Below are 22,177 nucleotides of genomic sequence, written 5' to 3' on the forward strand. Positions count from 1 at the left end.
TTTTGCGCGCGCGTACCGCGCAGGTCTCTCGACCCTCGCAGGTCGAGGCCCGGGCCTCCTCGCCGCTGGCGAGCAGCGCAAAGCTAGGCTAAGGCTCGGCAATGGCCGGGATCGGATCACGCATCGACGAGTCGGGGACGCTACTGCGCGTGGAAGGCGGTTTTGCGCTTCGCCGCGACCTTGGCGGGCGCTGGCGGCTTGATCTTCGCCGCACGCCCGTCGATCACGTCGAGAAGCGCGTTCGCATCACCGGCATCCTTGTTGGCGACGATCTTGTCGAAGTCGATGGCGTCGCGCCGGAAATTGCCGTTGCGCCGGGTGGTGGCTCTCCGGACAGCGGTTCGCCGATCGAAGCATAGTCGCGCCGCCAAGGGTCGGCTTCTCCTAGCTCGAGGACGACACAGGCGGTCGTTCGCGAGCTGTTCGGGTCCCTCTCACTTTTGACGGGTTCAAGTCGCGGAACGAAGGGCCGCGGCGCAGGTTGACGCTTCATGACCCACAGCATCTCAACCAGCGCGCCCACCGCCGACCCGGCGCCTATCGTCGTCCTTCTATGTGCACTGGCGCAGATCGGGGCCGCCCTCTTGCCCGCGATGGGGATCGGCTCCCCGGTCGGCGAACGCTCGGACGCGGTGCAGACGCTGATAACGCCCGCGGGCTGGGCCTTTTCGATCTGGGGCGCGCTTTATCTGGGATCGCTGGCGTTCGCGCTTCTCCAGTTCACCGCTGCCGGACGCGATAGCAGGCTGTTCGCCGAGCTGCGCTGGCCGGCGGCGGGCGCCTTTCTCGGCAATGCGCTCTGGGCGACCTGGGTGCAGCTCGGTGACATCGACGCGGTATCGATCCTCATCATCTTCGGCTCGCTCGTCTCTATCCTCGGTGCGTACCGGCGGATCGCCTCCTGGCCCGCGGCCTTCTCGGCGGCCGAACGCTGGGGCGCCGTCCTGCCGCTGTCGGCGCTCGCGTCATGGCTGACCGCAGCGTCGATCGTGAATGTCGCGGCCACCTTGCGCTATTATGGCATCGACGCGTCGCACGATGCCGCGCCGATGATCTCCGCGTCGATCCTCGTCGTCGGCGGTGTGATCGTGGCCGCGGCGCTGGCGCGCGGTAAGGGCAATCCGCCCTTTGCACTCGTGTTCCTCTGGGCGCTCGCGGCGATCTTCGCGGCTGGCGGACAAGAGGCCCATGTCGTCGCGGTGGGGGCGGGGGTCGCCGCGCTTCTCGTGATCACCGGAGCCGTTATGGGCTGGCGCGACGGCGGCGCACGTCATTGGTCGCGATCGACAACATAGAGCTTTCTCTGGGGCCTCGACAACCTGCGTCGCGATCGGTTCGACACGCTTTCCTCAAGGCCGTGAAGGCGCGATTCGCCTTGATTTCTCTAGCCGGGGGCGGCAGCCGCCACCGCCCGCATCCCCGGGAGCCAGCCGCGATCCCGCCCCGCGCTTGAGGCGTCTGCCGGGGCGCGGCCCCGGCGCAACGGGCTTCGCCCGTCCTCCACTTGTGTTGCGGCCCTGCGGGTGCGCCGGCGCCTGGCGGCGCCCCGGCTGCCTTCCTGCGCCGCGGGACGGGCCCGCGGGCAATGGCAGGAGACGGATCATGGGAGCCATCGGCTTCGTCAGCGGCACTATAGAGAAGGGCTTCATCGGCGAGCTTCGCACCCTCTCGATCCGGGTGCCGGTCGAAATTCGCGTCAACCGCGGCAAGGGAAGCGAAATGCAGCCCGACTACCGCGTCTATTCGGATGGCGTCGAGATCGGCGCGGGATGGATACGCCTCGCGGCCGTGTCCGAGCGGCGCTATGTGTCGCTCGCGCTCGAAGCCCCCGAGTTCGGGCAGCGGCGCCTTTATGCGAACTTGGCCCGCGCGGCGGGGCAGGACAATCCCGATGCTTATGCGCTGCTCTGGAACCCCGCCGACTGACGGCGATCCCGAAACTGGCGGCTTATCCTCGCACTGGCTGCAATAGCTGGTGCGCTGGAGCCGCAGCCTTGATAGGGTGACCAGGATGAAAAGCGGTATCGACCATCTTCCCCCGCACAAACAGCGCGAACTTGAGCGCGTCGTCGAAATTATCTTCGAAGAATTCGAGGATGCGCTGGCGCTCGCGACACAGGGCTGGAAGAAGAAGGGACGCATATCGAAAATCATTCTCTACGGCAGCTACGCCCGCGGCGGCTGGGTCGACGAGCCGCACACCGCGAAGGGCTACCAGTCGGACTATGACCTGCTGATCATTGTCAACGACAAACGGCTGACCGATCGCGCCGATTATTGGTCGAAGCTCGATGACCGGCTCATTCGCGAACTGTCGGTGACGAAGACGCTGCGAACACCGGTGAATTTCATCGTCCACAGCCTCGACGAGGTGAATTCCGGGCTGTCGCAAGGTCGCTATTTCTTCATGGATGTCGCTCGCGACGGGATCGCGCTGTACGAGGCCGAGGACAGTGAGCTTGCCGAGCCGCAGCCGAAGACGCCGCATGCGGCGCTCGAGATGGCGCGTGAATATTTTGACGAGTGGTTTCCGAGCGCAGAGAGCTTCGTTCGTGGGTTTCGTCACGCCGTCGACGATGGTGATCTTAAGAAGGCTGCATTTGACCTACATCAGGCTACCGAGCGCTTCTACCATTGCGCGTTGCTAGTCTGCAATTTCTACACGCCACACGTTCACAACTTGGCGTTCCTGCGCACGCAGGCCGAGCGGCTCAACGATCGGCTCATAGGTGCATGGCCTCGCGAGACTAGGTCTGACCGATCTCGATTTGAGAAGCTGAAAGAAGCTTACATCAAGGCGCGCTACTCGAAGCACTACAGCATCACCACCGAGGAACTGGCTTGGCTGGATGAGCGCGTCGCTGATCTGGCTGGGATCGTCGAACTGGTGTGCCGCGAGCGAATTTCGCTCTTGGAGGCGACGGCGCGCGACGCTGGCTGAGCCTCAAAAAGCAAAGGGCCCTGCCGTGGCAGAGCCCTCTCTTCTTTCGGCGTGGAGGGGTCTCCCACCGAAAGATGCCCCTATTGCCCCCGGGGTCGTACAGGAGCATCAGGCCTGTGATCATAGGCCGGTGGTCGTTGAAGACAATAAACACAGGTTAAGTCGCTTAGTCTTTGATGAACCTGTTGATACGATAGGGACCTTCGCGGAGGGCGAGTGGTTCACCCTTCCAGCTAAGCCGCACCAGCCTCTCAGCGACTAGCGCGTCGACCGCGGCATGGACGGTCGGCATGGCGCTGCGCCATTCAGTGCCGGGATTGATCGTGCGAGCGACCTCACTCGGACATACCGAACCCTCGCCTAGGCGCGCCGCCAGCAACGTCATCACGGCGTCGCATACCTTATCGTTCGGGCTTGACTGCACCACGCGATGATCGACCTTTCGTCATGGGGTCCGGCTTTGGTGGCGGCTTCCACCCCGGAGGGGGCGTCATGCGCTGTTGGCTCGTGCCGAGTCCCATCGCGCCGGGCTGTTGCCGCTCGATGCCCGAAAGGTCGGCTTGAACGGCATCCTCGGCAGTCGCACCGCCACGTAACAGATTGATCTGGTCTCGGCAGCGGCGTGCTTCTTCGAAATCGAGCACATCGACAGCGGCTTGCATCTTTATTCGGAGCGTTTCGAGAATATCCGCCATTACATCACTACGTCTGAGGGGGAAATTGGCCGCATTGCGCCTCATTTAAGTCTTAGTTGCCAGCGTGGCGGACGACTAAAACCTGTCGTTCGCGCATGCTGCAACGGGGCGTAGGCAAAGCCCAAGTGGCAGCCATACCGAAGACCCGCTTGTTTCCCGAAGGAGGGCGTTCATTAAAGAGCCTCTATTCGACAACGGTCGAAAGGGATGGACCGCGATCATGGTAAGCGATCGGCTCTACATTATTGGCAATGGCTTCGACCTTCATCATGGCATCGCGTCGCAATATAGGCAGTTCGCCGCCTATCTGGCGCAGTCCGATCACACGGTATTCCGAATGGTCGAAGATTATTTCTCGGCGGACGAGGAATTCTGGGCTGATTTCGAGCAGCGGCTAGCGGAGTTCGATGCTCATCAGGCGATCGATTACGCGATGCAATTCCATTCGGACGAACGTCATGGCCATTTTCAATATGAATGCGAACAGATCGCCACTGGGCTCTCGACAGGACTTCGCGATCGCTTCTCCGAATGGATTCGGAGCCTGCGCATCCCGGCACGGAATGAGGTCTCCCGGCCCTTGGTGATCGATCAGGACGCCCTATTTTTGAGTTTCAACTACACGCCGACCCTGGAGCGCATCTATGGCGTGTCGCCTGAGCGCATCCTCCATATACACGGCCGTGCGACCGATCCTGCCGACAACCTGATCCTCGGTCACGGCTGGGAGCGGAGCCCAGAAGACCGCCTCAATTCCAAGGCGCCCGGGCCCGACGACGATTGGCGCATCCGCGACGGCATCGATCATATCGAGGGTTATTTCGCTGCGACCTTCAAACCGACCTTCGACCTGATCGCAAAGTACGCCGCCTTCTTCGACGGCCTTGCGCACGTGCGGGACATTCGCGTGATGGGCCATGGCCTATCCGAAGTCGATGAGCCCTATTACGGCGCAATCATGGACCGCGTCGATCTCGCTGCCACACGCTGGACCATCAGCATCTATGGCGATCTCGCCTGTCGTCAGGCGAGCTTCGGCGGCTACGGAATCGCCCCTCATCTGGTGCGCTACGTTGAAATGACAGATTTCGATTAGAATCCGGCGCCCGGTAACGCCGCGCGACCGTATCGAACGCGCTACGCGTCTTCGGGATCGGCAGGCCTTTCGCGAACGCGGCGCCATAGCTCGCTTTGCGAAAAGGCGCTGATTCTGGGGCCGATATCGTTGATCGAGAAATCGGCGGGCGCGTAGATCTGGCGCATGGCCGAGCGAAACATGGTGAAGTTTACAGCCGCTACGATCTGTTCGGTGACGAAATTCGTGCCCCCGCCACGCTCGAAACTGCCGATGACCGCAAGCTCATGGCTTATCGGAAAGGTGATCGTCGTATCTTGGGTACCGAGGCCGATACCATAGGCTCCGCGGCTCATCGCCGGGTCGTTTCCCTGCAGCGAGAAGGGGCGGTCGCATGTCACGAAGCCGGTCGATCTCGGCGGCGCGATCAGCAGGGTCCATTGGCGTTCTTCGAGCAGTGGCAGGATCGAGGGCCACAAGGCAATTTCCTGTTCGATCAGAGCCTCTTGTGCTGCGCCGACGACAATCCCGCCGCGGTCGACTGCGGCCTTCATTTCCGAGTAGGGGATCGGTTCGCCGAGGAGATCATCGCCCACGCTTTCGGTCGCCGCCGCCCAGCGTTGGGGCGTAGCGACCACATTGCGCATCATCATCGTACCGATCTGGCCAATCATCTTGTCACGCTGTTCCCGGAAGAGCGGATTGGACAGCGCGATGCGGGCGATCAGCACGAGGACGAATGAAAAGTCGTCGGCGTTGGCGATCGAGCGGGACGCAATGATCCGCCGAAAGGCTTGGTCGGCGTCCGCTTCGATCACCGCCAGTTGGGTCTCGACGCTATTCGGGTCCTGCCCTTCGATCTCGATCCGATTATAGTCGCGGCGGGCAGCGACATTGCGCGGCCGTGTCGTAAAGCTCTTGCGCTCCTTGAGATCAAAGACGGTAAGCTTGCCCTCCTTGGAGCGCGGCCGCGCGAAGTTCTTGAGATAATGTTGCGGCACGAAATGATGATTTCGTGCACCGCCGTTGGCATCAGATGTCATGCCCGGTTGATAGCGTTACTTCGGGCGCGGTTCACCGGAAATTCCCGGCGAGCTCGACTTTTCAGCTGGTCCGCAGTGCGCCAATGGTTTCAAGCACGCGGGCGATTCTGTCGGCGCCCTCGGGGGTCTCGTCCCAGAGCTTTCGCAGGCTCGATTCCAGCTTGAGCCAGCCCAGATCGTCGCCGGTTTCGCGGAGCGCGGCGCTCTCCATCTTCAGCCCCAGCGCCTTGCAAACTTGCACGACGTTATGGCTGACGGTCTTGAACTCGCCGCGGCAGATCCGCCCGACCTGACTGGGATGAACCCCGGAGATATCGCCAATCGCAGCGTCGGTCGAGGCGTCGGCGGCGCGCGCCGTCGCGATCCTCTTGCGGAGCGACTCAAGCTGATTGGCAGTTGCCTTCATGCAATTTTGCATGTAATGTTTCGAGCAAATTTGCAAGAGAGATAAAATGGCCAACGAAATCCGGTTCTATCGAGCCAGCGAAAAACCCTATGGCGCATTCAGCAATCTCTATCGGCGCGAAGTTGTTTTCGAGGGCGAGACGTTCGCGACGAGCGAGCATGCCTATCAGGCCGGCAAGCCGCGGAAAAAGGCGGTGCGCGACTGGTTGATGGCGGCGCCGTCGCCGTCGCTTCTCGCGATGGCTGCGCACGGACTTTATTATTGGGATGTCGCACCGGGATGGTCGACGACGAAGTTCGACCGGATGCGCGACATATTGCGCGCCAAGTTCGAGCAGCATGACGATCTCAGGGAACTGTTGCTGTCTACCGGCGATGCGAGGCTCGTCGAGAGCGCGACGGTCGACAATGAGGTCAATCGCCTGTGGGGCGAAGTCAACGGCGTCGGAAAGAATATGCTCGGGGTGCTGCTGATGGAGATCCGCGAAGAGCTGCAGGGCAAAGCCCCGGTCGAACGCCGGGTCGCTGCCGCTGCCTAAATCCTACAACTCGTACAGGCTGGGTGCGAGGATCGCCCGGACATAGGCCGCGTCGCGATGCTGGAACAGTCCGCGCGCACCCGCGAAGGCACAATTCTCGGCGGCCAGGCGCTGTCCCGCGACGACGCCGCCCATGAGATCGTGAATCCCGAGGCTTTGTACGCGCCATGACTGCTGGCTGTTCAAAAGCCAGTCGATCAGGCCGACGCTGACCATATCGCCCGAGCCGCAGGTATCCATCACCTCGGCCGCGGGCACGGCAGCGCTCCAGATCTTCTGGTGACCATGACGGACCTCGAGCCCGTCGGCGCCATAGGTGACGATCGCGATCGCCGCGCTCGAGGCGACCTTGTCATCGATCTCGGGACCGAGCCGGTCCGAGGAATATTTGAGCACCGTGGTCATCGCGAGCGCATCGTCGAAGAGATCGGGATCATAATCCGACGGCTCGAAATAGACGACCGCGCCGCCGAGATGCGCGCGCTCCATAGCATCTAGAATCGTCGATGACAGGCGATCGGCATAAAAGACCGCGCATTGATCAAGCGCGGGCGACGCCGATTCGACTTCGGCGAGGCTGATCGGCTCATACCGGGGATATTCTTCAAGCGTGTCACGGCATGTGAAGCTGAAACTGTGCTGGCCCGAATAGGTGTCGAGTTCTTGCCGCAACACCGGCGAGCGGCGCCCCTCGTGGCAAGAGATGTAGGTCGTATGCGCTCCGGCCGAGCGAAATTCGTCAACGAGGCGTTCGCCGATGTCGTCGCATCCGAGCGAAAGGACGGGGGCGACTTGCCGATGCAGCATAGCCAGCGAGAGCAGGACATTTCCGCACGATCCGCCCAGCGCTTCGGCCGCGAAATCCCCATCGGCGTACAGCCGATCGAGCACGGTAAACCCGGTGCCGACGACTTCGATGGAGCGGTGCCTGTTCATTTGTTCTCTATTTGTACTCACTGGGCGGACTTGTCGAGTCCGAGCATGGCCTCTTCGATAACGACTCTTCCCTGAACATCGGGTTTCATCGCCTGCAAAATCTTCAGCAACGCTTCGGGGCCCGTCAGCTCCTTGCCAAAGAGCGACCAGCAGCCATCGCTGCGCCCGCACACCGTTCCCACGCTGATGCCGTGCGGATGCGAAAGAAGCTCATTATCGTTGCCGCCGCGCGCGCCGCTGTCGCCGATGCAGAGAATCGCCGCATCAGCTGCCACGTCGCGCCTGAGACGATCGAAGACGCTCCGTTTCGAGGTTGCAGCCGTGACGAAATCGACGCTGTGGCCGGACAGCGCATATTTCACAGCGCCGCGCGCGATCGCCGGGCAGGCCTGAAGGGCGGCGGGCAAGGCTGTGCAGTCGGCCAGGTCATCGAGCTTGATCGATATCTGCACATTGCTGAATCGTCCCCCTACGCCGTTGGAGAATAATTCGGGATGAGCCTGGAGCCAAGCAAAGGTTTCCGCAAGCGCATCGTCTTTTGGTGCCGGATTGGCTTCGATGTCCACCGACAGGGTCTGCACATAGGCGCCATTGTAATAGCCAATGATTATAGCATCATGGAGCTCCGCGGGAAGCGCACCGCGAAGCGCCTTTCCGCCCGATCCGCCACGCCCTGTTGCGATGCCGAGCCGGACGCCCAGTCCCGCCAGCCGAATCAACTCGTCACAGATTTGGGCGCGCGGTGCGCCGTAACGCTCCTCGTCGGATATGATCGTCCCGTCATAGTCGAGGATGATCGCGCCGACCGGAGAGTCCAGGAGCCTGGTTCGCCATTCGGCGGCCGCAGTGCAAATCGAACCGGCGGCCGAGCCATCGTCGCGGGCGAGAAGCGCGGCGCGCTTCTGCCGTGTCGACGAAGCGAGCCGGCGCGACAGCGCGAGCAGGCGATTATCGTGATAAAGCGCGCGGCCGAAGTCGTCGATTCCGGGCCTGCCCGGATCAATGTCGACCGCGCCGCCCATCGCCTCGACGATCGTCAGGGCCTCGACGATCCCGATCGCATTCGCCAGCCGCCCGGTATCGCCGAGGGCAAAGCCTATCTGCCTCGCGGCTGGCGGAAGACGCGAGGCGATCGCCTGCCACATCTCCTGAGTGTCATGGCCGACGAGACCGAGGACGATCGTCTGCGCGGCGCGATGATGGAGCCAGCTGTGCCGCCCATGCGCGAAATTGCGCATATCGGTCCGCTGCACTGCGCACAGCGAAGCTTCCCATGCCGAGGTCTCGATCAGCTCGCCGACGGTCTTCAGTTGCGGATCGCAGATCAGGAGCAAGAGATCGTCGCGGCGGAGCGAAGCGAGTTTTTCGGCCCACGACGCGCGGGCGGTCGCTGAGAGAATGGCGGCCAAGAGGGGGCGGACGCCGAGCGTGAGCGGCTCGCCGACCGGATCTGCGCACGCTTTGTCGCTTGCGAGCAGCAAGGCGAGGACCGAGGCCAGCAGCGAATGGGTGGCGAGGAAGCCGTCCTTCATCTCCGTCACGGGGACAGTGAGGACTCTCGCCGCGAGGCCGGCCGCGCCCGACGCCGCGGCGCCGGCGGGATTGCGGGTGACGATGAAAATCCGCCCCGCGCTCCGCGCGCGGGCGGCAAGCACGCAGGCGACGCTGTCGGGATTGTCAGCCCCGGCGCTGAACAGCCACACGTCGCTCGAGGCGAGGTCGCGATTGCCGAGCACGAACTCGGCCGCGGTCACGACCTCGGTCGGCCCGCCGAACAGCGTCTCGCGGCATCGCGCGAAATATTGGGCGGTGATTGCCGATCCGCCCGATCCGATCGCTATCGTCGGTCGGCCTTCACCGGTGCGGATGGCCGCCGCGATGTCGGTGAAATCTGCACCCAAAACCCGGTCGACTGTCTGAAGCAGGCCGTCGAGCTTCTCCGAAAATCGCGTCATTCGGGCACGCTGGTGGCGGGCGGCTCAACGCTTTCGGCGAGGGCTGCCGGCTCCAGCTCGCGATAGGCCGGTCCCGATAGCAGCAGATGGACGATCAGGTCGGGGCCTGCCACGACGCCGGCTTTCGCCGGATCGAAATCATAGCGGACAGTCTCGATATACTGGACGGGAAAGTCATGTTCGACCGCGGCCATCCAGGCACCGGCCGCCATGACGCGGCTTCCCACCGGCGACAGAACGATCGACGGCGTGAACACATCGGCCATGGTCTGATCATATCGCGTCTTCAAGGTGCTCAATATCCTGTAGCAGTCGAGGGGATTGCGTTCGGACACATAGACCAGATCGCGCGGATCGACCTGCCACTCGTCGACGAGCTGGGTCTCATATTCGGCGATCAGCGAATCCGCCCGGCGCGGGTCGCGCGACGGGAACGGCACTACCGGGCAAATCTTGTAGGTCTCGCCCACCGAGCGGCCGATGTCGTCGAGCGCGGCCGAGCGACCCTTGGCGAGGAGCGGAACCCAGATGCGCGCGACGTCTTGCGTGCTTCCCGAATGATCGGGTCCGACAAAGCCTCGCACCGCCATCGGGCGATCGCCGGGCTCGCTTGCGATCTCGTCGTCGAGCTCGGGATTCGACGCGATCATGATATGGAAGGCGATGCCTTTCTCCTCGCAATGCGCGAGGAGCAGGCGCGCGGCAGGGAAGCCGACCCCGATCGACAGCGCGGTCATGTCGAGGACGATATCGGTGACGTCGGGCGCAATGCCATAGCCGCCGATGATCGCTGCGATTTGCGAGCCGGCGATCGGCGCATTGTCGTTGCCGAATATATTGACGGCCACGATCTCGCTGAGCGGGACCACATCGCTGAGCGCATCGGCATTCTCGTCTGCCGCATCGACGAGGCTCGCGTCGGGCGTTCCGCGCTCTTCGCGAACGAACAGTCCCGTCAGGCGCTCGCCCATCGACCCGGCCAGCAGCGTCGCGACGTGCCGAGAGCGCGGATCGAAACCCGCCGCGGCCACGATCAGGCAGCGCCGGTCGGTGTCGCCGAAATATTCTTCAATGAAACCGGCCACGGCTTCGTCGAAATGGGCAATGCAGTTTTGCCAGTGCGGACGCGCCATCTCAGCCACTCACTTTCCGAAGATAATCGAGATCGCGTTCGAGAAACCCGCCGCGCCTGAGGGTGAGGCCGTGCGCGAGACAGGCGACCCCGCTGAGCTCGATCAGACACCAGCTCTTGCTTCCCTGACCATAATCGCGCGTCATTTCGATCGCGCCGTGCGCGACGGCATATTTGAGGACCAGCGCAAGTTCGTCGTTCGAGACGAGCAGTTCGGCGATATCGGTTTCGAGAATGCCGATCGCATTGGCGCCAGCGCCGAGGCGGGCATTGGGCGTCAGCGAGACATCGCGGCATTCCGCCCCGATCGCGTCGACCATGTTGCGTACGCGCCGTGCATAGGGAAAGGCCCAGTCGTCCATGATCTCGACGGCCTTGGTCCGCAGCACATCCTGCTGGGCCGGCGCCGGCAAGGCGAGCGACCGGCCGCGTATCGCCTGCGTCTCCATGCGCGCGACCAGCGCGCCGGCCAATTGGAGGAACAGCTCGGCATTCTCGTTGCTCGCATCGCAGAGCGTGTCGAACCCGTAGTGAAAAGCGCGCCCCGTCATCTCGTGCAGGTGAAGCCGGGCGCCCTCGGCGACCGGCGCGTCGGCCTTCAACGGCGTTTTCGGCTCGGGGTCATATTCCTCGAACAGCGACACTTGTCGGTCGCTGATCCGGTTCGCGTAACGCGCCATCAGGATGCGGACCATCGCGAGGCCGACTTCGGGTTCACGGTCGCCCGACTGGGCGCCAGCAAGATAGCCGGCGACAAGATTTTCGATCGAGGCGCGCCGCGACGCCGTGACTTCGTACCGCCGCTGGTCGCGCTCAATCTGCGCCTCGAGCTCGTGCATCCGCGACTGCGACAGACGCGGCGGCTCGTCCGGAACGAGACGCTTGAAATTCGTCGCGTTCCGGTTTCGGAAGGCCTGGACGCGCGGCAGGTAACGATCCGCCATATCGGCCGCCATCTCGCGGAACCGGCGCCGCTCCCTGATGCGGCTCTCGCCGCCCTGCATGAACACGTCTACGAAATCGCGATCGGGTTGCAGATTGTGCGTCGCGAGACTTTTGGCCGATCGAAAGACCGCGCCCGGGCTGAGCGCATCGAGGCGCATCATCAGCCAACGCCCGAACTTGATCTCGCGGCGCGCGAGCGCGGTGAACATCTGCTCGAACTGGTCGGGGTGCAGGGCGTGCACGTCGTCGAGCATCGCCACCGGCTTGACCACGAGCGGCGACCCCATCCAGTCGATCTCGATTTCCTGGATGCATTCAAAGGGCTGGTAGGGATCGAGCGCTTCACGCGGCAGGTCGTCGATCTTGGGTGGCAGGAGGCTCGCGCCGATCGAATAGATGGCGCGCTGCACTTCGAGCGCGCGGTCGCGGATGCCCGCCGCGGTCAGCCCGCCGATCTGCTCGATCTGCGCCTCGGACGCGTCGCGCGCGATGAAGCGGATCGAATCGAGCTTGCGGTGGTCGCCGTTGGTCAGGCCGCGCAGCAGCGCGAGCATCGTACGCGCTTGGACCAACCACAGCGCCAACTTGGTCCGGACGCTGTCGTCATAAGGCAGCTCCCAGAAATCGCGATACTCGGACTCCATCGGCACGCGGACGGCGGCGACCTTCGGTTTGCCGTCCTCGAGGAAGCCGGCGCCTTCGAGCGCCTGCGCGAGATCGCGGTTCGTGTCGCTCGATTGATCGCGCAGGATCGCTTCGACGAGGCGGAACTCGGCGAGCATTGCGAGCATCGTCTTGCCGCTGCCCGGGGCCCCAAGGATCCGGACGGGAAGATCGAACAAATCTTCCTTGCGGCGGTGCTGCGCCAGAAATGTCGTCAGCGGCGCGGGGCTGACGATCTCGAGAAAGGTCGCATCGTCGCGAATAAATTCGGTGGCGCGCCTGAGGAAGGGATTAGCCATGATCAGCCGTGCCTGTCGCGGCGGCGGAAGAGCGGCTGCATCCGATGGCCGTGTTCGCCAGGGGTCTCGGCCCACAGCAGCGGAATCGCATTGTTCGGGGTGTTATGCTCGAGCACCAGCGGAAGCGCGCAGTCGGCGTAGCCCATCTTGAAGTCCGTTTGTCCCGCTTCCCCGGCATGCTCCTTGAGGCGCAGAAACAGCCAGTGGTCATAATATTTTTCACACAAGGCAATCACCGCATCATCCGTCGGCGACTGCAACCGGAGCGAAGGCGGGAGCAGCATACCCTCGGTAATCGCAATAGACCCATAGGATCGTTCGTGCCATTCGCGGCTTGCCTGTTCGACGCGTTCGACGAGCGCCTCGCGCGCCTGCGACGTTGAGACATAATGATGGATATGAAGTGCATAGCCTTCGGCGATCGGAAACGCGTCGCCGAGTTCGGCGCGCGCCATCACGACCATGTCGTTGAACTTGCGAAGCTTCCCTTTCCAGCCGTCGCCGTTGTTGCGGATGAAAGTCGTCCCCGACGCCGTGAAATCGTCGATCAGGAAGACATGCTCGAAATGCTCGTCACCCTGATCCAGCTCTTTCAACTTTCCGCCGAGATCCTTCCACTTCTCTATGCCGATGTTCATCATCGGCAGGACCTGTTCCTGCGAAATGCGCCCCGAATTGGCGCGACGCAGGATATCGATCCGGCTGCCGTCGCTCATCCCGACAAACAGTGAGCGGCGCAATATCTGATTGAACGCGGCGACCGCGTCGCTGTTTCCCCAGACCTCGTGCGGCCGAATTCCTGCCTGTTCGGCCGCGAGACGCCGAAAATGAGGCGTAACCGTCTCGGGGAAGAAAGCGTCGATGACGCGGTACATCTCGGCGTTGGAGATATAAACCAGTCGATGCTTCACGAAGTCATAGGCGGTCTGTCTGTCCTCGGGATCGAATTGCTTCAACCAGGTAGCAAGGCTCTCGATAAAACGCGATCCGGCCCGGAAATCGCTGTAGCCGTCATATTTTACCGAGGCGGCCAGCTGGAGCCAATTATATTCGGCGGTGGCAACGCCGTCGTCGGTCCAGTTCATGATATTGGCAATGAGCCTCAGCCCCAAAAGGTTCATCGATATGTCCGATCCTCTGCGCTCCGCCCTGCGGGCGAAACGTCCCCCAAGAATTCTGATAGCGTTAAGCCGTGAGATCGCAATGATCGCTCCCTAAGATTGTTCGGAAGAATAGACCGATTTGGAACAAAGCGACGGGTGCAGCGCGAACAAAAAGAAAGCGAAATCCTTTCGGTCTAGCTCGATCGCGCGATGCGCGGAGCAACGCAGCGGCTGTCTACGTGTCCAGCATATCCCACTCGTCACCTAACACCCAACGGATCGCAGACAGCTTGCCGCTGAGCATCCCCCACTCGAAGTCGCTCCAAGGTCCGAGTTCGTCAGGGTACTGCTCTTCCGCCCGCTTCATCGCCGCGATCATGCCGTCCCAGATCGTGTCCACAATCATGCCGCGCTGCTCCTCGCGTGTAGCTGCCTCCCATACCTCTTGCGGTACCTTCTTCTCCCGGCCGCTCTCTACGGCGTCGATGATGCCCCACTTCCGCCCATACCAAATCTGCGTGGTCAGCTTGTCCTCGGCCTCTAGTAGTTCGGAAAGGGCGCGAGACTCTTGACTGTATTCTCGGTCGAACGTGATCTCCTCGATCAGGTCGCTGGCGAATTCGCTGACAAGGGCTCCTAGGTTAGTCGAGTAACGCGAGTGTACCCCGTCGAAAAGAGGCGATAGGTCAGGATGTGGGAGGCGGGTATCTCCTGCCTTTTGGCTAAAATCGTGAATGTTGTGGGTAACGAAGGCGAGTACGTCATCATCGTTCCGCTTAGCCAGAGCATCGATATATGTTTCAACGATGATCGCGTCTCCGATGCCGTTGATCTGGCGGTGGAACGGCGCAACCTTCGCTATGGCGCGGTCTGCCGCGCGAGCCTTGATGCTGTCACTAACCGGCACGGGTTCAGTCGTGGAGAACAACTTCTCTATCAGCCCTACGGCCTCATTCACCGCCTCGCCACCTGTAGCGATCCGATGGTCAACTTCGTTCAACTGTCTAATGATGTCGTCGCGACCGTCTTCATGCGCAAACTGCACGACCGCGTCCTTCACTCGCTTGAAATGGCTCGACAGGCTAGCCCGGCTGGAAGCCATTACCCGATCACGATTACGTGCGAACTCGTCGAGGATTATCTGCGGGACAATGAGCTGGATTTCATCCGCCTCTGTCATGGCGAACATCGCGTCGAGCAGAGGCAGGTGGCGAGGATCCTTGGTCAGGTCGAGCCAAACGCAGGTGTCGATCAGTAGCATTACTTTCATGTCACGAGCGTAGCGATCACTACTCGCGGTCGCCAGTCTCCGCGTCACCTCCTGGTCGGTGGCGGGGCCGGTTACGCGCGGCAACCATCCAACCCCCAAATGGCAGCTTAGGACCCGCCTCTCGCCAAAAGCTGCCTGACCGCAACCGGCCAGATCAGATCAGGGTTATCATCGCGCTTTGCCAACGAGCGGTGTCGACATCGCGTGTATGAGGAGGCAAACATTCGCCATGATCGAAAGCGACATCGACGCTTACTTCGCGCAGTTCAGGCGTGATGCAATCTTGCTGCATCGCCCATATCCTCCTCACGACGGCCCGCCTACGAACTCGAAGTTTGGCGGCTTGCCGCGTTTGCCTGCGGACTATGCTTGGCCGCGCGACAAGAACAATGCGCCGCTTCATTTTCTTGCCCAGATCGACTGTGCCGACATCAAGGTAGCGACACCGCTGCCCGATAGAGGGGTGTTATTTTTCTTTGGTCGCGACGACGACGAGCAGATTTGGGACGCTGACAATGCTCCGGGCAGATCAACATCAGTCATCTACGCACTGGATGCATTCGCACGAACGCCGCTGCGAGATCATCCGTCCGACTTGGGGCCGATCGGCGGGACGTACTTCAGAGCCAAAGCTTGGCAGAACCTGCTGCTCAAAGACGAAGACGGACCAAGGGTTCACGTCGAGTGGCCGATTCTGCCGCTTCGGATCGACAGTTGGCCGGACACCTTGTTCGACGAGCCTGCCAACGAGAACGGCCCGTTCGACTGGCTGCAGGCGTTGCGGAATCGCCTCCAGCGCCGGCCGCAGCCCAGTTGGGAAGACGAGCAAAAACGCTATGAGGCCTATGCCTATCGCCACCAAATTCTACGCGCCGCTGCTTTTGCGCGCGCCACGGGCAAACCCATATTGCCATGGAACGCAGCGTCGGATGGCAGGGACGTGGCTGAGAGGCTGTTCGAACGCGCCAATTGCGGTCCGGAAGCCTTCCCTCACTTTTGGATCCAAATCGAGTACGCGGCGCGAACGTTCATCGGCAACTTCGGCGGCAGCCCGTCCCACCCCATTTATGACGAACAGCAACTTCCCACCGCTTTAGCTTGGCTTGACAGGGCACGAGCCGCAGACGCGGCGGCGGCCGTCGGTGACCCCGACAAAGCCAGCTTTCGCCGCTGGCTTATGACACTCGAAAAGCCTTTGAACGGGCCCAAGAGGCGCACGCCATACGCGCAATGCGTTTTTCACGCGGTGAGATTGAACATCCGGTCGTGGGCGAGGGATCCGGCATTGTCGGCCAAGATCGCCTCTTTCGCGTACGCCGAAATGGAGCCTCACATGTCGGGAAATTCCGTGTGGGGTCTGCAATATTCGCAGATGTTGGGCCATGCTCCGTCGGCGCAGGAACCCCTACATCCCGATGATCCCACGTTGTGCCTGCTGAATCTTGCTAGCGATCCTGTGCTCGGATGGATGTTCGGCGATGTCGGAAATGCGACATTCTATAGTCCGCCCGATGCCCTCGCGCGCCGCGATTTCGCGGATGTTGCTGGAGAAGTTGTTGGTCATTAGGCCCTCGGCTGCATGACACAATTGCACGCTACAGCAGCTGGATATAACCACTGTAAGCCGTCAATCCGTCTCCTGCAGCACCGTAGACATTTGGCATTAGCGACTCGCCGTTGTCCGCGATCAGTCACGAACTGCCAGCCTTGCTCACCGACTTCGAACGTCCGCTGTTTTTTGGTGTGCTCCTCAGAAGCTGATAGCCTGAAACCGGCCATAAGTCGTAGCTGACTGCTAGCATAGGATACCGGCTGCCGCTTTGCCGCCCAGGAGCCATCTGGATCGAATAGAAATTTCGCTGTTGTTGGAGCGGCTGGATGGTATCGAGTTCATGATGAGTTCCGACACCGATCCAAACATTGGTCTGGCACCTGCTCTCGCATGGTCCGAAGCCGATCGCGTAGCGGCGCTCGAAGGCTATGCGATTCTCGATACGCCGGTTGAAGCAGAGTTTGACGACGTCGTCCGTCTTGCTGCGGAAACTTTTGCAGCGCCGATCGCCGTGGTCAACCTCGTCTCCAACGATCGCCAGTGGTTCAAGGCCGAGGTGGGGATTGGCGCTCGCGAGCTGCCGCTGGATGTCTCGATTTGCGCCCATGCAATCTTGCAGAACGACTTTCTCGTCGTTCCCGATACGCGAAAAGACCCGCGCCTTGACTGCAATCCGCTTGTAACGGCAGATGATGGGCTCCGCTTCTATGCCGGAGCGATCCTGCGCAGTGCGGCGGGATTGCCGATCGGCACGGTATGCGTGCTCGATCGCGAGGCGAGGCCGGACGGTATAACAGCGCATCAACGCCTCGTCCTCGAGGTCCTGGCGCGCCAGGTGATGACCCAGCTCGAGCTGCGCAAGTCATTGGTTGAACAAAAGCTGCTGGCCGCAGATCTGCGCGCAGAAGTGCTCCAGCGCGCCGACGCTGAAACGGCGCTCCGCGGGGTCGAGGAGCGCTATCGCCTCGTGAGCCGCGCCACCAATGATGCGGTCTGGGATTGGGACTTCGCAACTGATTACGTGATTTGGAACGAAGCCCTCGAAGCTGCTCATGGTCATCGCCCGGACGCGGTGAAGCCGACGGGTGCTTGGTGGATCGCGCATATTCATCCCGACGACCGGGCGCGTGTCGACGCCAGCATTCATGCGGCGATCGACGGTAGCGCTGCCAGCTGGTCGGACGAGTATCGCTTTCTACAGGCCAATGGCGATTACGCTGCCATTCTCGATCGCGGGCATATCATTCGCGACGATGCCGGAAAGGCAGTCCGTATGATCGGCGCCATGCTCGATCTGACCGAGCGTCAGCGTACGCGGGCGATCCTTACGATCAACGAAGAGCGGCTTCGTCTCGCGACCGATGCCGCCGAGGTCGGCTTTTGGGATGTCGACATTGTCAATGACGTCTTGATCTGGCCGCCGATCGTGAAGGAGATGTTTGGCATTTCGCCCGATGTCCCAGTCTCGATGGCGGACTTCTATGCCGGGATTCATCCCGACGACCAGGCTGCTACGTTCGAAGCCTTTTCCGGTGCGTGCGATCCCGCTCGCCGCGCGCTCTACGATGTCGATTACCGAACGGTGGGCAAGGAAGACGGCAAGATACGCTGGGTAGCGGCGAAAGGTCGCGGTATATTCGACGGCGAGGGCAATTGCGTCAGGGTCGTGGGAACGGCGATCGACGTGACGGCACGCAAATATGACGAAGCCGAACTTCGAGAGCTGAACGATCATCTCGAGCGGCGCGTCGCAGAGGCCATTGGCGAGCGCGAGAAGATCGAGGAAGCTCTGAGACAATCCCAGAAGATGGAGGCTGTCGGCCAATTGACCGGCGGCATCGCGCACGATTTCAACAATATGCTGGCGGTGATCATTGGCTCGCTCGATCTGCTCGGACGGCGCCTGGGCGACGACAATGAACGCGAGAGACGTTATGTCGATGCGGCAGCGGAAGCATCACAGCGCGCCGCAGTGCTGACCCAGCGCCTTCTCGCATTTTCTCGCCAGCAGCCGCTTAACCCTGAAGTGCTCGATCCCAACAAGCTGGTACCCGGCATGTCCGAATTGCTCAGCCATACATTAGGCGCTGAAATCCGTCAGGAAACCGTTCTCGCCGCCGGGCTGTGGCGCACCCATGCCGATCGCAACCAACTCGAAAACGCGATTCTCAATCTGGCGGTCAACGCGCGCGACGCAATGCCGGACGGCGGGCGGCTCACGATCGAAACGCAAAACACCCATATCGATGAGCGATATGCGGCTTCGAACATCGGCGTTCCACATGGGCAATATGTCATGATTGCCATTTCCGATACGGGCGCCGGCATGTCTCCCGATGTGATCGCTAAAGCCTTCGATCCCTTTTTCACCACCAAAAGCGTCGGCAAGGGTACGGGTCTCGGTCTCAGCCAAGTCTATGGCTTTGTGAAACAGTCGGGCGGCCACGTGAAAATCTATTCGGAAGCAGGCGAGGGCACGACGATCAAAATCTATCTTCCGCGGTTCGTGGGTCAAGACGTCTCGACCGCCGAGGAGAAAACGCGCGATTTGCCTCGCGGTGAACGGCGGGAGTTGATTCTTGTCGTCGAAGATGAGCCTGCGGTGCGCCAGTTCAGCGTCGATGCCCTGACCGAGCTTGGCTATGGCGTGATCGAGGCCGACGGCGCGGTGGCGGCTTTGCGGCTACTCGACTCCGACCCCGAAATCGCCCTACTGTTCACTGACATTGTCATGCCAGATATCAATGGACGTAAGCTTGCCGACGAAGCGCTGCGACGGCGTCCCGGCCTGAAAGTTCTTTATACAACAGGGTACACACGCAACGCCGTGGTTCATAACGGTGTCGTCGACCCTGGCGTAGAACTGATCAGCAAGCCTTTCACGGTTGAGCAACTCGCAACCAAGATACGATCAGTTCTCGAAGCCTAAAGATCCGCGCTCTGCACATCAGCTGTGCCACCTCTAACTGCGGGGGACATCGGTCGAGTCTCTGCGGTGCAACCGACTGTTCCGAAATAGACCTCTGCTGTTCTCCGTTTCTTACTGGAAGCAGTCATTCCGATATCGGCCAAATCGGTTTACTGCGCGTGAGAAAGGGCTGGATCAGCGGCCACACTTCGACGACGACGTGAGCCCCGGCGCAGGGGGAGGCGGAAATCTTTTTCGGCAAAATCGGCAGCTTCGATCCCGGCGAAGCCGGCAAGGGGGAGGCCAGCAGACAGGAACGCGCCTTCCTTGGCCGTCGTGCTATTCGCCGCCGGGTTTCGAACCTGGACGGGCAGACCGGCGATCCCCATGACCGCACCCTCGCGTTTCAGCTCTTCGTCGTGCGCGTGCGCTGCGTCGCGTGCGCTTGGCGGCGTCCGGTTATAGCCGGCCTCGTCGCCATAGCCGATCGTGATGAACTTCGGCATCGGGGCTCCTTGCAAATTGCGGTCAGAAGATTCCCAAAAACTTCTTCCGCTGCTTTGTCTCGCCCTCGGTGCTTTCCTTGCCGTCCTCGGACTTGGCGGTCGTGCCCTTGCCGACGTCGTCGCGCGGTTTGCCCTTGGTCGTGCGCTGCGCCTTGGCGGTCGCGCCCGCAAGCACGGGACCGCATTGGGCGGCCTTCGCGTCGCCGGGATCGATGAATGGGATGATCGCGGCCACCGGGCTTGCGAAAATACCTAGGCCGAGGCCGGTTCCGGCGCGGCCGACGAGTTCGTCGCTGATCGGATCGATCTTGGGCGCGGCGAAATAGCCGCCGACGCCGACCGGCGACTGGCCCGAGAAGAGGCTGAAGGTCTTGCCGTCGGCGCGGACTGCCATGTCGATCACCTCGCTGCGGAACGAAAAGCCGCCGCGACCGAGCATGACATTCTTCTTGGTATCGATGAGGATGGGATCGGCTGCCGCAATGCCGCCGCGAACCGTGAACGCGATGAGGCCGCAGTTGATCTCGACGGGCTTCTTCAATTTGTCTTGGAACATCTTCTGGACAAAGGTGCCGATATCGAGCTCGGCGAGCTGGATGTTGCGGGTCCAGAAGGTGCCTTGCGGCAGGACGAAGGCCATGCGGCCATTCGAGGTTGCGAGGCTCTCGCGGACGCTGTCGCCGAATCCCACCATCTGGATACGGCCGCTGACCGTGCCGGTCGTCCCCGACTCTTCGGTTCCGAAGCGCGCGAGCAGCGTCCCCAGTTTTGTCGGCGACAAGCGGATGTCATATTCGGTGCGGACGATGGCGGGGCGGCTGTCGATCGAGATATCGCTTTTGACGGTGCCGCCGGCGACGGCGAAGTTGAAGGGCTTAAGTTCCATGAGCCCCTTCTTGAGCGCGAGCGTCAGATCGACATTGCTGATCGGAAAGCTCTCGGCGCGGACCTTGGTGACACGGTAGCGAACGTCGGCGTCGAAACGCTTGATCGCCTCGACCCGCAGCAGCGCGTCGGGGAGGACACGAGGGCGGCCGCCTTCGCTTGTGACCGTGCCCGATGTTCCCATCTTGTCGAGGCGCTGCGGATCGTATCCGACGAAGGGCCCTGCATCGATGATGTTGAGCGAGTTCGTCCTGAGATCCGCCTTCAGATAAAGGCGGCCGTCCGGCTGGCTCACGGCGAGCGAGCCCGCAATGTCGCTGTCGCCGAACAGGCCCTTGAGCCCGGTGAGCTTCCAGACCTCGTCCTCATAGGTCAGCGCCGAGGAGAGGCGATAGGCGCGTGTATCGGGGATGGCGACACCGAGGAAGTCGAAAATGCGTGAGAGGTTCGCGCCGCGTGCCTTGAACTCAAGATCGGCGCCTTCGATGTCGGTGGAGCCGGGCAACGTCCCCGAAATATCGAGCGTGCTGCCGAGACCGGCGGCATGCAGCGTCAGCGCATTCTTGCCACCAGCGATGGTCTCGTTGGGCGAGGTGAGGCCGCCCGAGAGCGTGAAGCGCTGGCCGCGCATCGTCCCTCCGCCCGAAAAGCGGATCGCATCTTCGATCGTGGTGTTTCGCGACTTCACCGTGTCGAAGTCGATATCGGCGAACAGCTTGAGACCGGGGTCGCGGTAGGACAGCCCACTGTTCATGATCGCCGCGCGGCGGATAACGGGCAGATCGAGAGGCTGCGGCGGGCGGTTGGGATCGCCGAACGTCCAGCTATTGCGTTTGTTATTCGCATCCCATTCGAGCGCGACCTTCGCGCCGTCGAGATCGGCGAAGCGGACGATGCGCTTGCCGAAGATCAGCGGAAGGGTTGCGATCCGCGTGTCGATCTTCGTCGCGACGAAGAACTGCTTATCGTTCGCCCATTTGGGGTTCGCGATCCTCAGATCCTCGGCGTAGAATTTGATGTTGAAGGGCGCGAAATAGAGTTGGAAGTCGCCGCCGACATCGACTTGGCGTTCGAGCTGCGAGGTGGCGATCCGCTCGAACGGGCCCTTGAGGAAGCGGCCCTTGGTGATGAAGAGAATGAGCCAGATCGCGAAGATGGTGAGAAGAATGATCGCGATGGTGCGGACGGCGATCCTAAGCGGGCCAGGGCGTTCCTCAAGCCATGACGGCGTCCAGGCCGTGCGACCCCAGTGTCTCGCGGTCGTCGTCCACGAGCGAGAGGCTGGCGGGGCGGCCGAGGCCATCTGACCGGAGCGCATGTCCATC

20 protein-coding genes are annotated in these 22,177 nt (G+C 61.8%); 8 read left to right on the forward strand and 12 right to left on the reverse strand.

Annotated features, from left to right (window positions below; genetic code table 11):
* Positions 1–101: 101 nt before the first annotated feature.
* The 4 genes from VGN68_RS18445 (at position 102) to VGN68_RS18460 (ending at position 2,941) form a co-directional block, all read left to right on the forward strand.
* A complete protein-coding gene (locus VGN68_RS18445; RefSeq protein ID WP_287406967.1) occupies positions 102–359 on the forward strand; it encodes a DUF5818 domain-containing protein in 258 nt (85 codons plus the stop codon).
* Between the two features lie 132 nt (positions 360–491).
* Positions 492–1,295 (forward strand): hypothetical protein, encoded by an 804-nt coding sequence (locus VGN68_RS18450; protein WP_287406966.1) that lies wholly within the window; start codon positions 492–494, stop codon positions 1,293–1,295.
* 307 nt (positions 1,296–1,602) lie between these two features.
* The gene (locus tag VGN68_RS18455) at positions 1,603–1,926 is read left to right on the forward strand and encodes a DUF736 domain-containing protein (RefSeq protein WP_287406965.1); all 324 of its coding nucleotides are present in this window, start codon (positions 1,603–1,605) and stop codon (positions 1,924–1,926) included.
* Positions 1,927–2,011: 85 nt separating this feature from the next.
* A complete protein-coding gene (locus VGN68_RS18460; RefSeq protein ID WP_287406963.1) occupies positions 2,012–2,941 on the forward strand; it encodes a HEPN domain-containing protein in 930 nt (309 codons plus the stop codon).
* A 166-nt stretch (positions 2,942–3,107) separates the two neighbouring features.
* Here VGN68_RS18460 and VGN68_RS18465 read toward each other — a convergent pair whose 3' ends face one another.
* Together VGN68_RS18465 and VGN68_RS18470 are read right to left on the reverse strand one after the other, a co-directional pair.
* A complete protein-coding gene (locus VGN68_RS18465; RefSeq protein WP_287406962.1) occupies positions 3,108–3,326 on the reverse strand; it encodes a DUF3253 domain-containing protein in 219 nt (72 codons plus the stop codon).
* A gap of 16 nt (positions 3,327–3,342) precedes the next feature.
* Positions 3,343–3,636 carry a UvrB/UvrC motif-containing protein gene (locus VGN68_RS18470; protein WP_327478821.1) on the reverse strand — a complete coding sequence of 98 codons (294 nt, stop codon included), beginning with the start codon at positions 3,634–3,636 and terminating at the stop codon, positions 3,343–3,345.
* Positions 3,637–3,856: 220 nt separating this feature from the next.
* On the opposite strand from VGN68_RS18470, the gene VGN68_RS18475 reads away from it, so the two are divergent.
* Complete coding sequence (locus VGN68_RS18475) at positions 3,857–4,732, forward strand: bacteriophage abortive infection AbiH family protein (protein WP_287406959.1); 876 nt, start codon at positions 3,857–3,859, stop codon at positions 4,730–4,732.
* 41 nt (positions 4,733–4,773) lie between these two features.
* Here the strand turns inward: VGN68_RS18475 and VGN68_RS18480 are convergent, their stop codons facing one another.
* Together VGN68_RS18480 and VGN68_RS18485 are read right to left on the reverse strand one after the other, a co-directional pair.
* Positions 4,774–5,754, reverse strand: coding sequence for a DUF4238 domain-containing protein (locus tag VGN68_RS18480; RefSeq protein WP_287406958.1), 981 nt, complete (start codon positions 5,752–5,754; stop codon positions 4,774–4,776).
* A gap of 61 nt (positions 5,755–5,815) precedes the next feature.
* On the reverse strand, positions 5,816–6,160 hold the full coding sequence (locus VGN68_RS18485; protein WP_287406956.1) for a hypothetical protein: 345 nt from the start codon (positions 6,158–6,160) through the stop codon (positions 5,816–5,818).
* 46 nt (positions 6,161–6,206) lie between these two features.
* Between VGN68_RS18485 and VGN68_RS18490 the strand changes: the two genes are divergently transcribed.
* Entirely contained in the window at positions 6,207–6,698 is a 492-nt protein-coding gene (locus tag VGN68_RS18490) for an NADAR family protein (protein ID WP_287406955.1), read from the forward strand.
* Positions 6,699–6,701: 3 nt separating this feature from the next.
* Here VGN68_RS18490 and VGN68_RS18495 read toward each other — a convergent pair whose 3' ends face one another.
* The 6 genes from VGN68_RS18495 to VGN68_RS18520 form a co-directional block, all read right to left on the reverse strand.
* The gene (locus VGN68_RS18495) at positions 6,702–7,634 is read right to left on the reverse strand and encodes a PfkB family carbohydrate kinase (RefSeq protein ID WP_287406953.1); all 933 of its coding nucleotides are present in this window, start codon (positions 7,632–7,634) and stop codon (positions 6,702–6,704) included.
* 17 nt (positions 7,635–7,651) lie between these two features.
* Entirely contained in the window at positions 7,652–9,589 is a 1,938-nt protein-coding gene (locus tag VGN68_RS18500; protein WP_327478827.1) for an HAD hydrolase family protein, read from the reverse strand.
* Positions 9,586–10,731: a hypothetical protein gene (locus VGN68_RS18505; protein ID WP_327479002.1), complete on the reverse strand. Its 1,146-nt coding sequence runs from the start codon at positions 10,729–10,731 to the stop codon at positions 9,586–9,588. The genes VGN68_RS18500 and VGN68_RS18505 overlap by 4 nt, the downstream gene beginning before the upstream one ends.
* Positions 10,724–12,628, reverse strand: coding sequence for a hypothetical protein (locus tag VGN68_RS18510; protein ID WP_327478829.1), 1,905 nt, complete (start codon positions 12,626–12,628; stop codon positions 10,724–10,726). Before VGN68_RS18510 ends, VGN68_RS18505 begins: the two co-directional genes overlap by 8 nt.
* A 2-nt stretch (positions 12,629–12,630) precedes the next feature.
* Positions 12,631–13,749, reverse strand: coding sequence for a phosphoribosyltransferase-like protein (locus VGN68_RS18515; RefSeq protein WP_287406948.1), 1,119 nt, complete (start codon positions 13,747–13,749; stop codon positions 12,631–12,633).
* A 217-nt stretch (positions 13,750–13,966) separates the two neighbouring features.
* A complete protein-coding gene (locus VGN68_RS18520) occupies positions 13,967–14,992 on the reverse strand; it encodes a PIN domain-containing protein (protein ID WP_287406947.1) in 1,026 nt (341 codons plus the stop codon).
* A 238-nt stretch (positions 14,993–15,230) separates the two neighbouring features.
* Between VGN68_RS18520 and VGN68_RS18525 the strand changes: the two genes are divergently transcribed.
* On the forward strand, positions 15,231–16,568 hold the full coding sequence (locus VGN68_RS18525) for a DUF1963 domain-containing protein (RefSeq protein ID WP_327478832.1): 1,338 nt from the start codon (positions 15,231–15,233) through the stop codon (positions 16,566–16,568).
* Positions 16,569–16,863: 295 nt separating this feature from the next.
* The gene (locus tag VGN68_RS18530) at positions 16,864–19,482 is read left to right on the forward strand and encodes a PAS domain-containing protein (RefSeq protein ID WP_287406945.1); all 2,619 of its coding nucleotides are present in this window, start codon (positions 16,864–16,866) and stop codon (positions 19,480–19,482) included.
* Between the two features lie 149 nt (positions 19,483–19,631).
* Here VGN68_RS18530 and VGN68_RS18535 read toward each other — a convergent pair whose 3' ends face one another.
* Both VGN68_RS18535 and VGN68_RS18540 read right to left on the reverse strand, forming a co-directional pair.
* Positions 19,632–19,967 carry a hypothetical protein gene (locus VGN68_RS18535; RefSeq protein WP_327478835.1) on the reverse strand — a complete coding sequence of 112 codons (336 nt, stop codon included), beginning with the start codon at positions 19,965–19,967 and terminating at the stop codon, positions 19,632–19,634.
* A gap of 22 nt (positions 19,968–19,989) precedes the next feature.
* A complete protein-coding gene (locus VGN68_RS18540; protein WP_414713056.1) occupies positions 19,990–22,176 on the reverse strand; it encodes an AsmA family protein in 2,187 nt (728 codons plus the stop codon).
* Position 22,177 lies beyond the last annotated feature (1 nt).

It is taken from the genome of Sphingopyxis sp., assembly GCF_035998965.1.
In the GTDB taxonomy this organism is placed as follows: domain Bacteria; phylum Pseudomonadota; class Alphaproteobacteria; order Sphingomonadales; family Sphingomonadaceae; genus Sphingopyxis.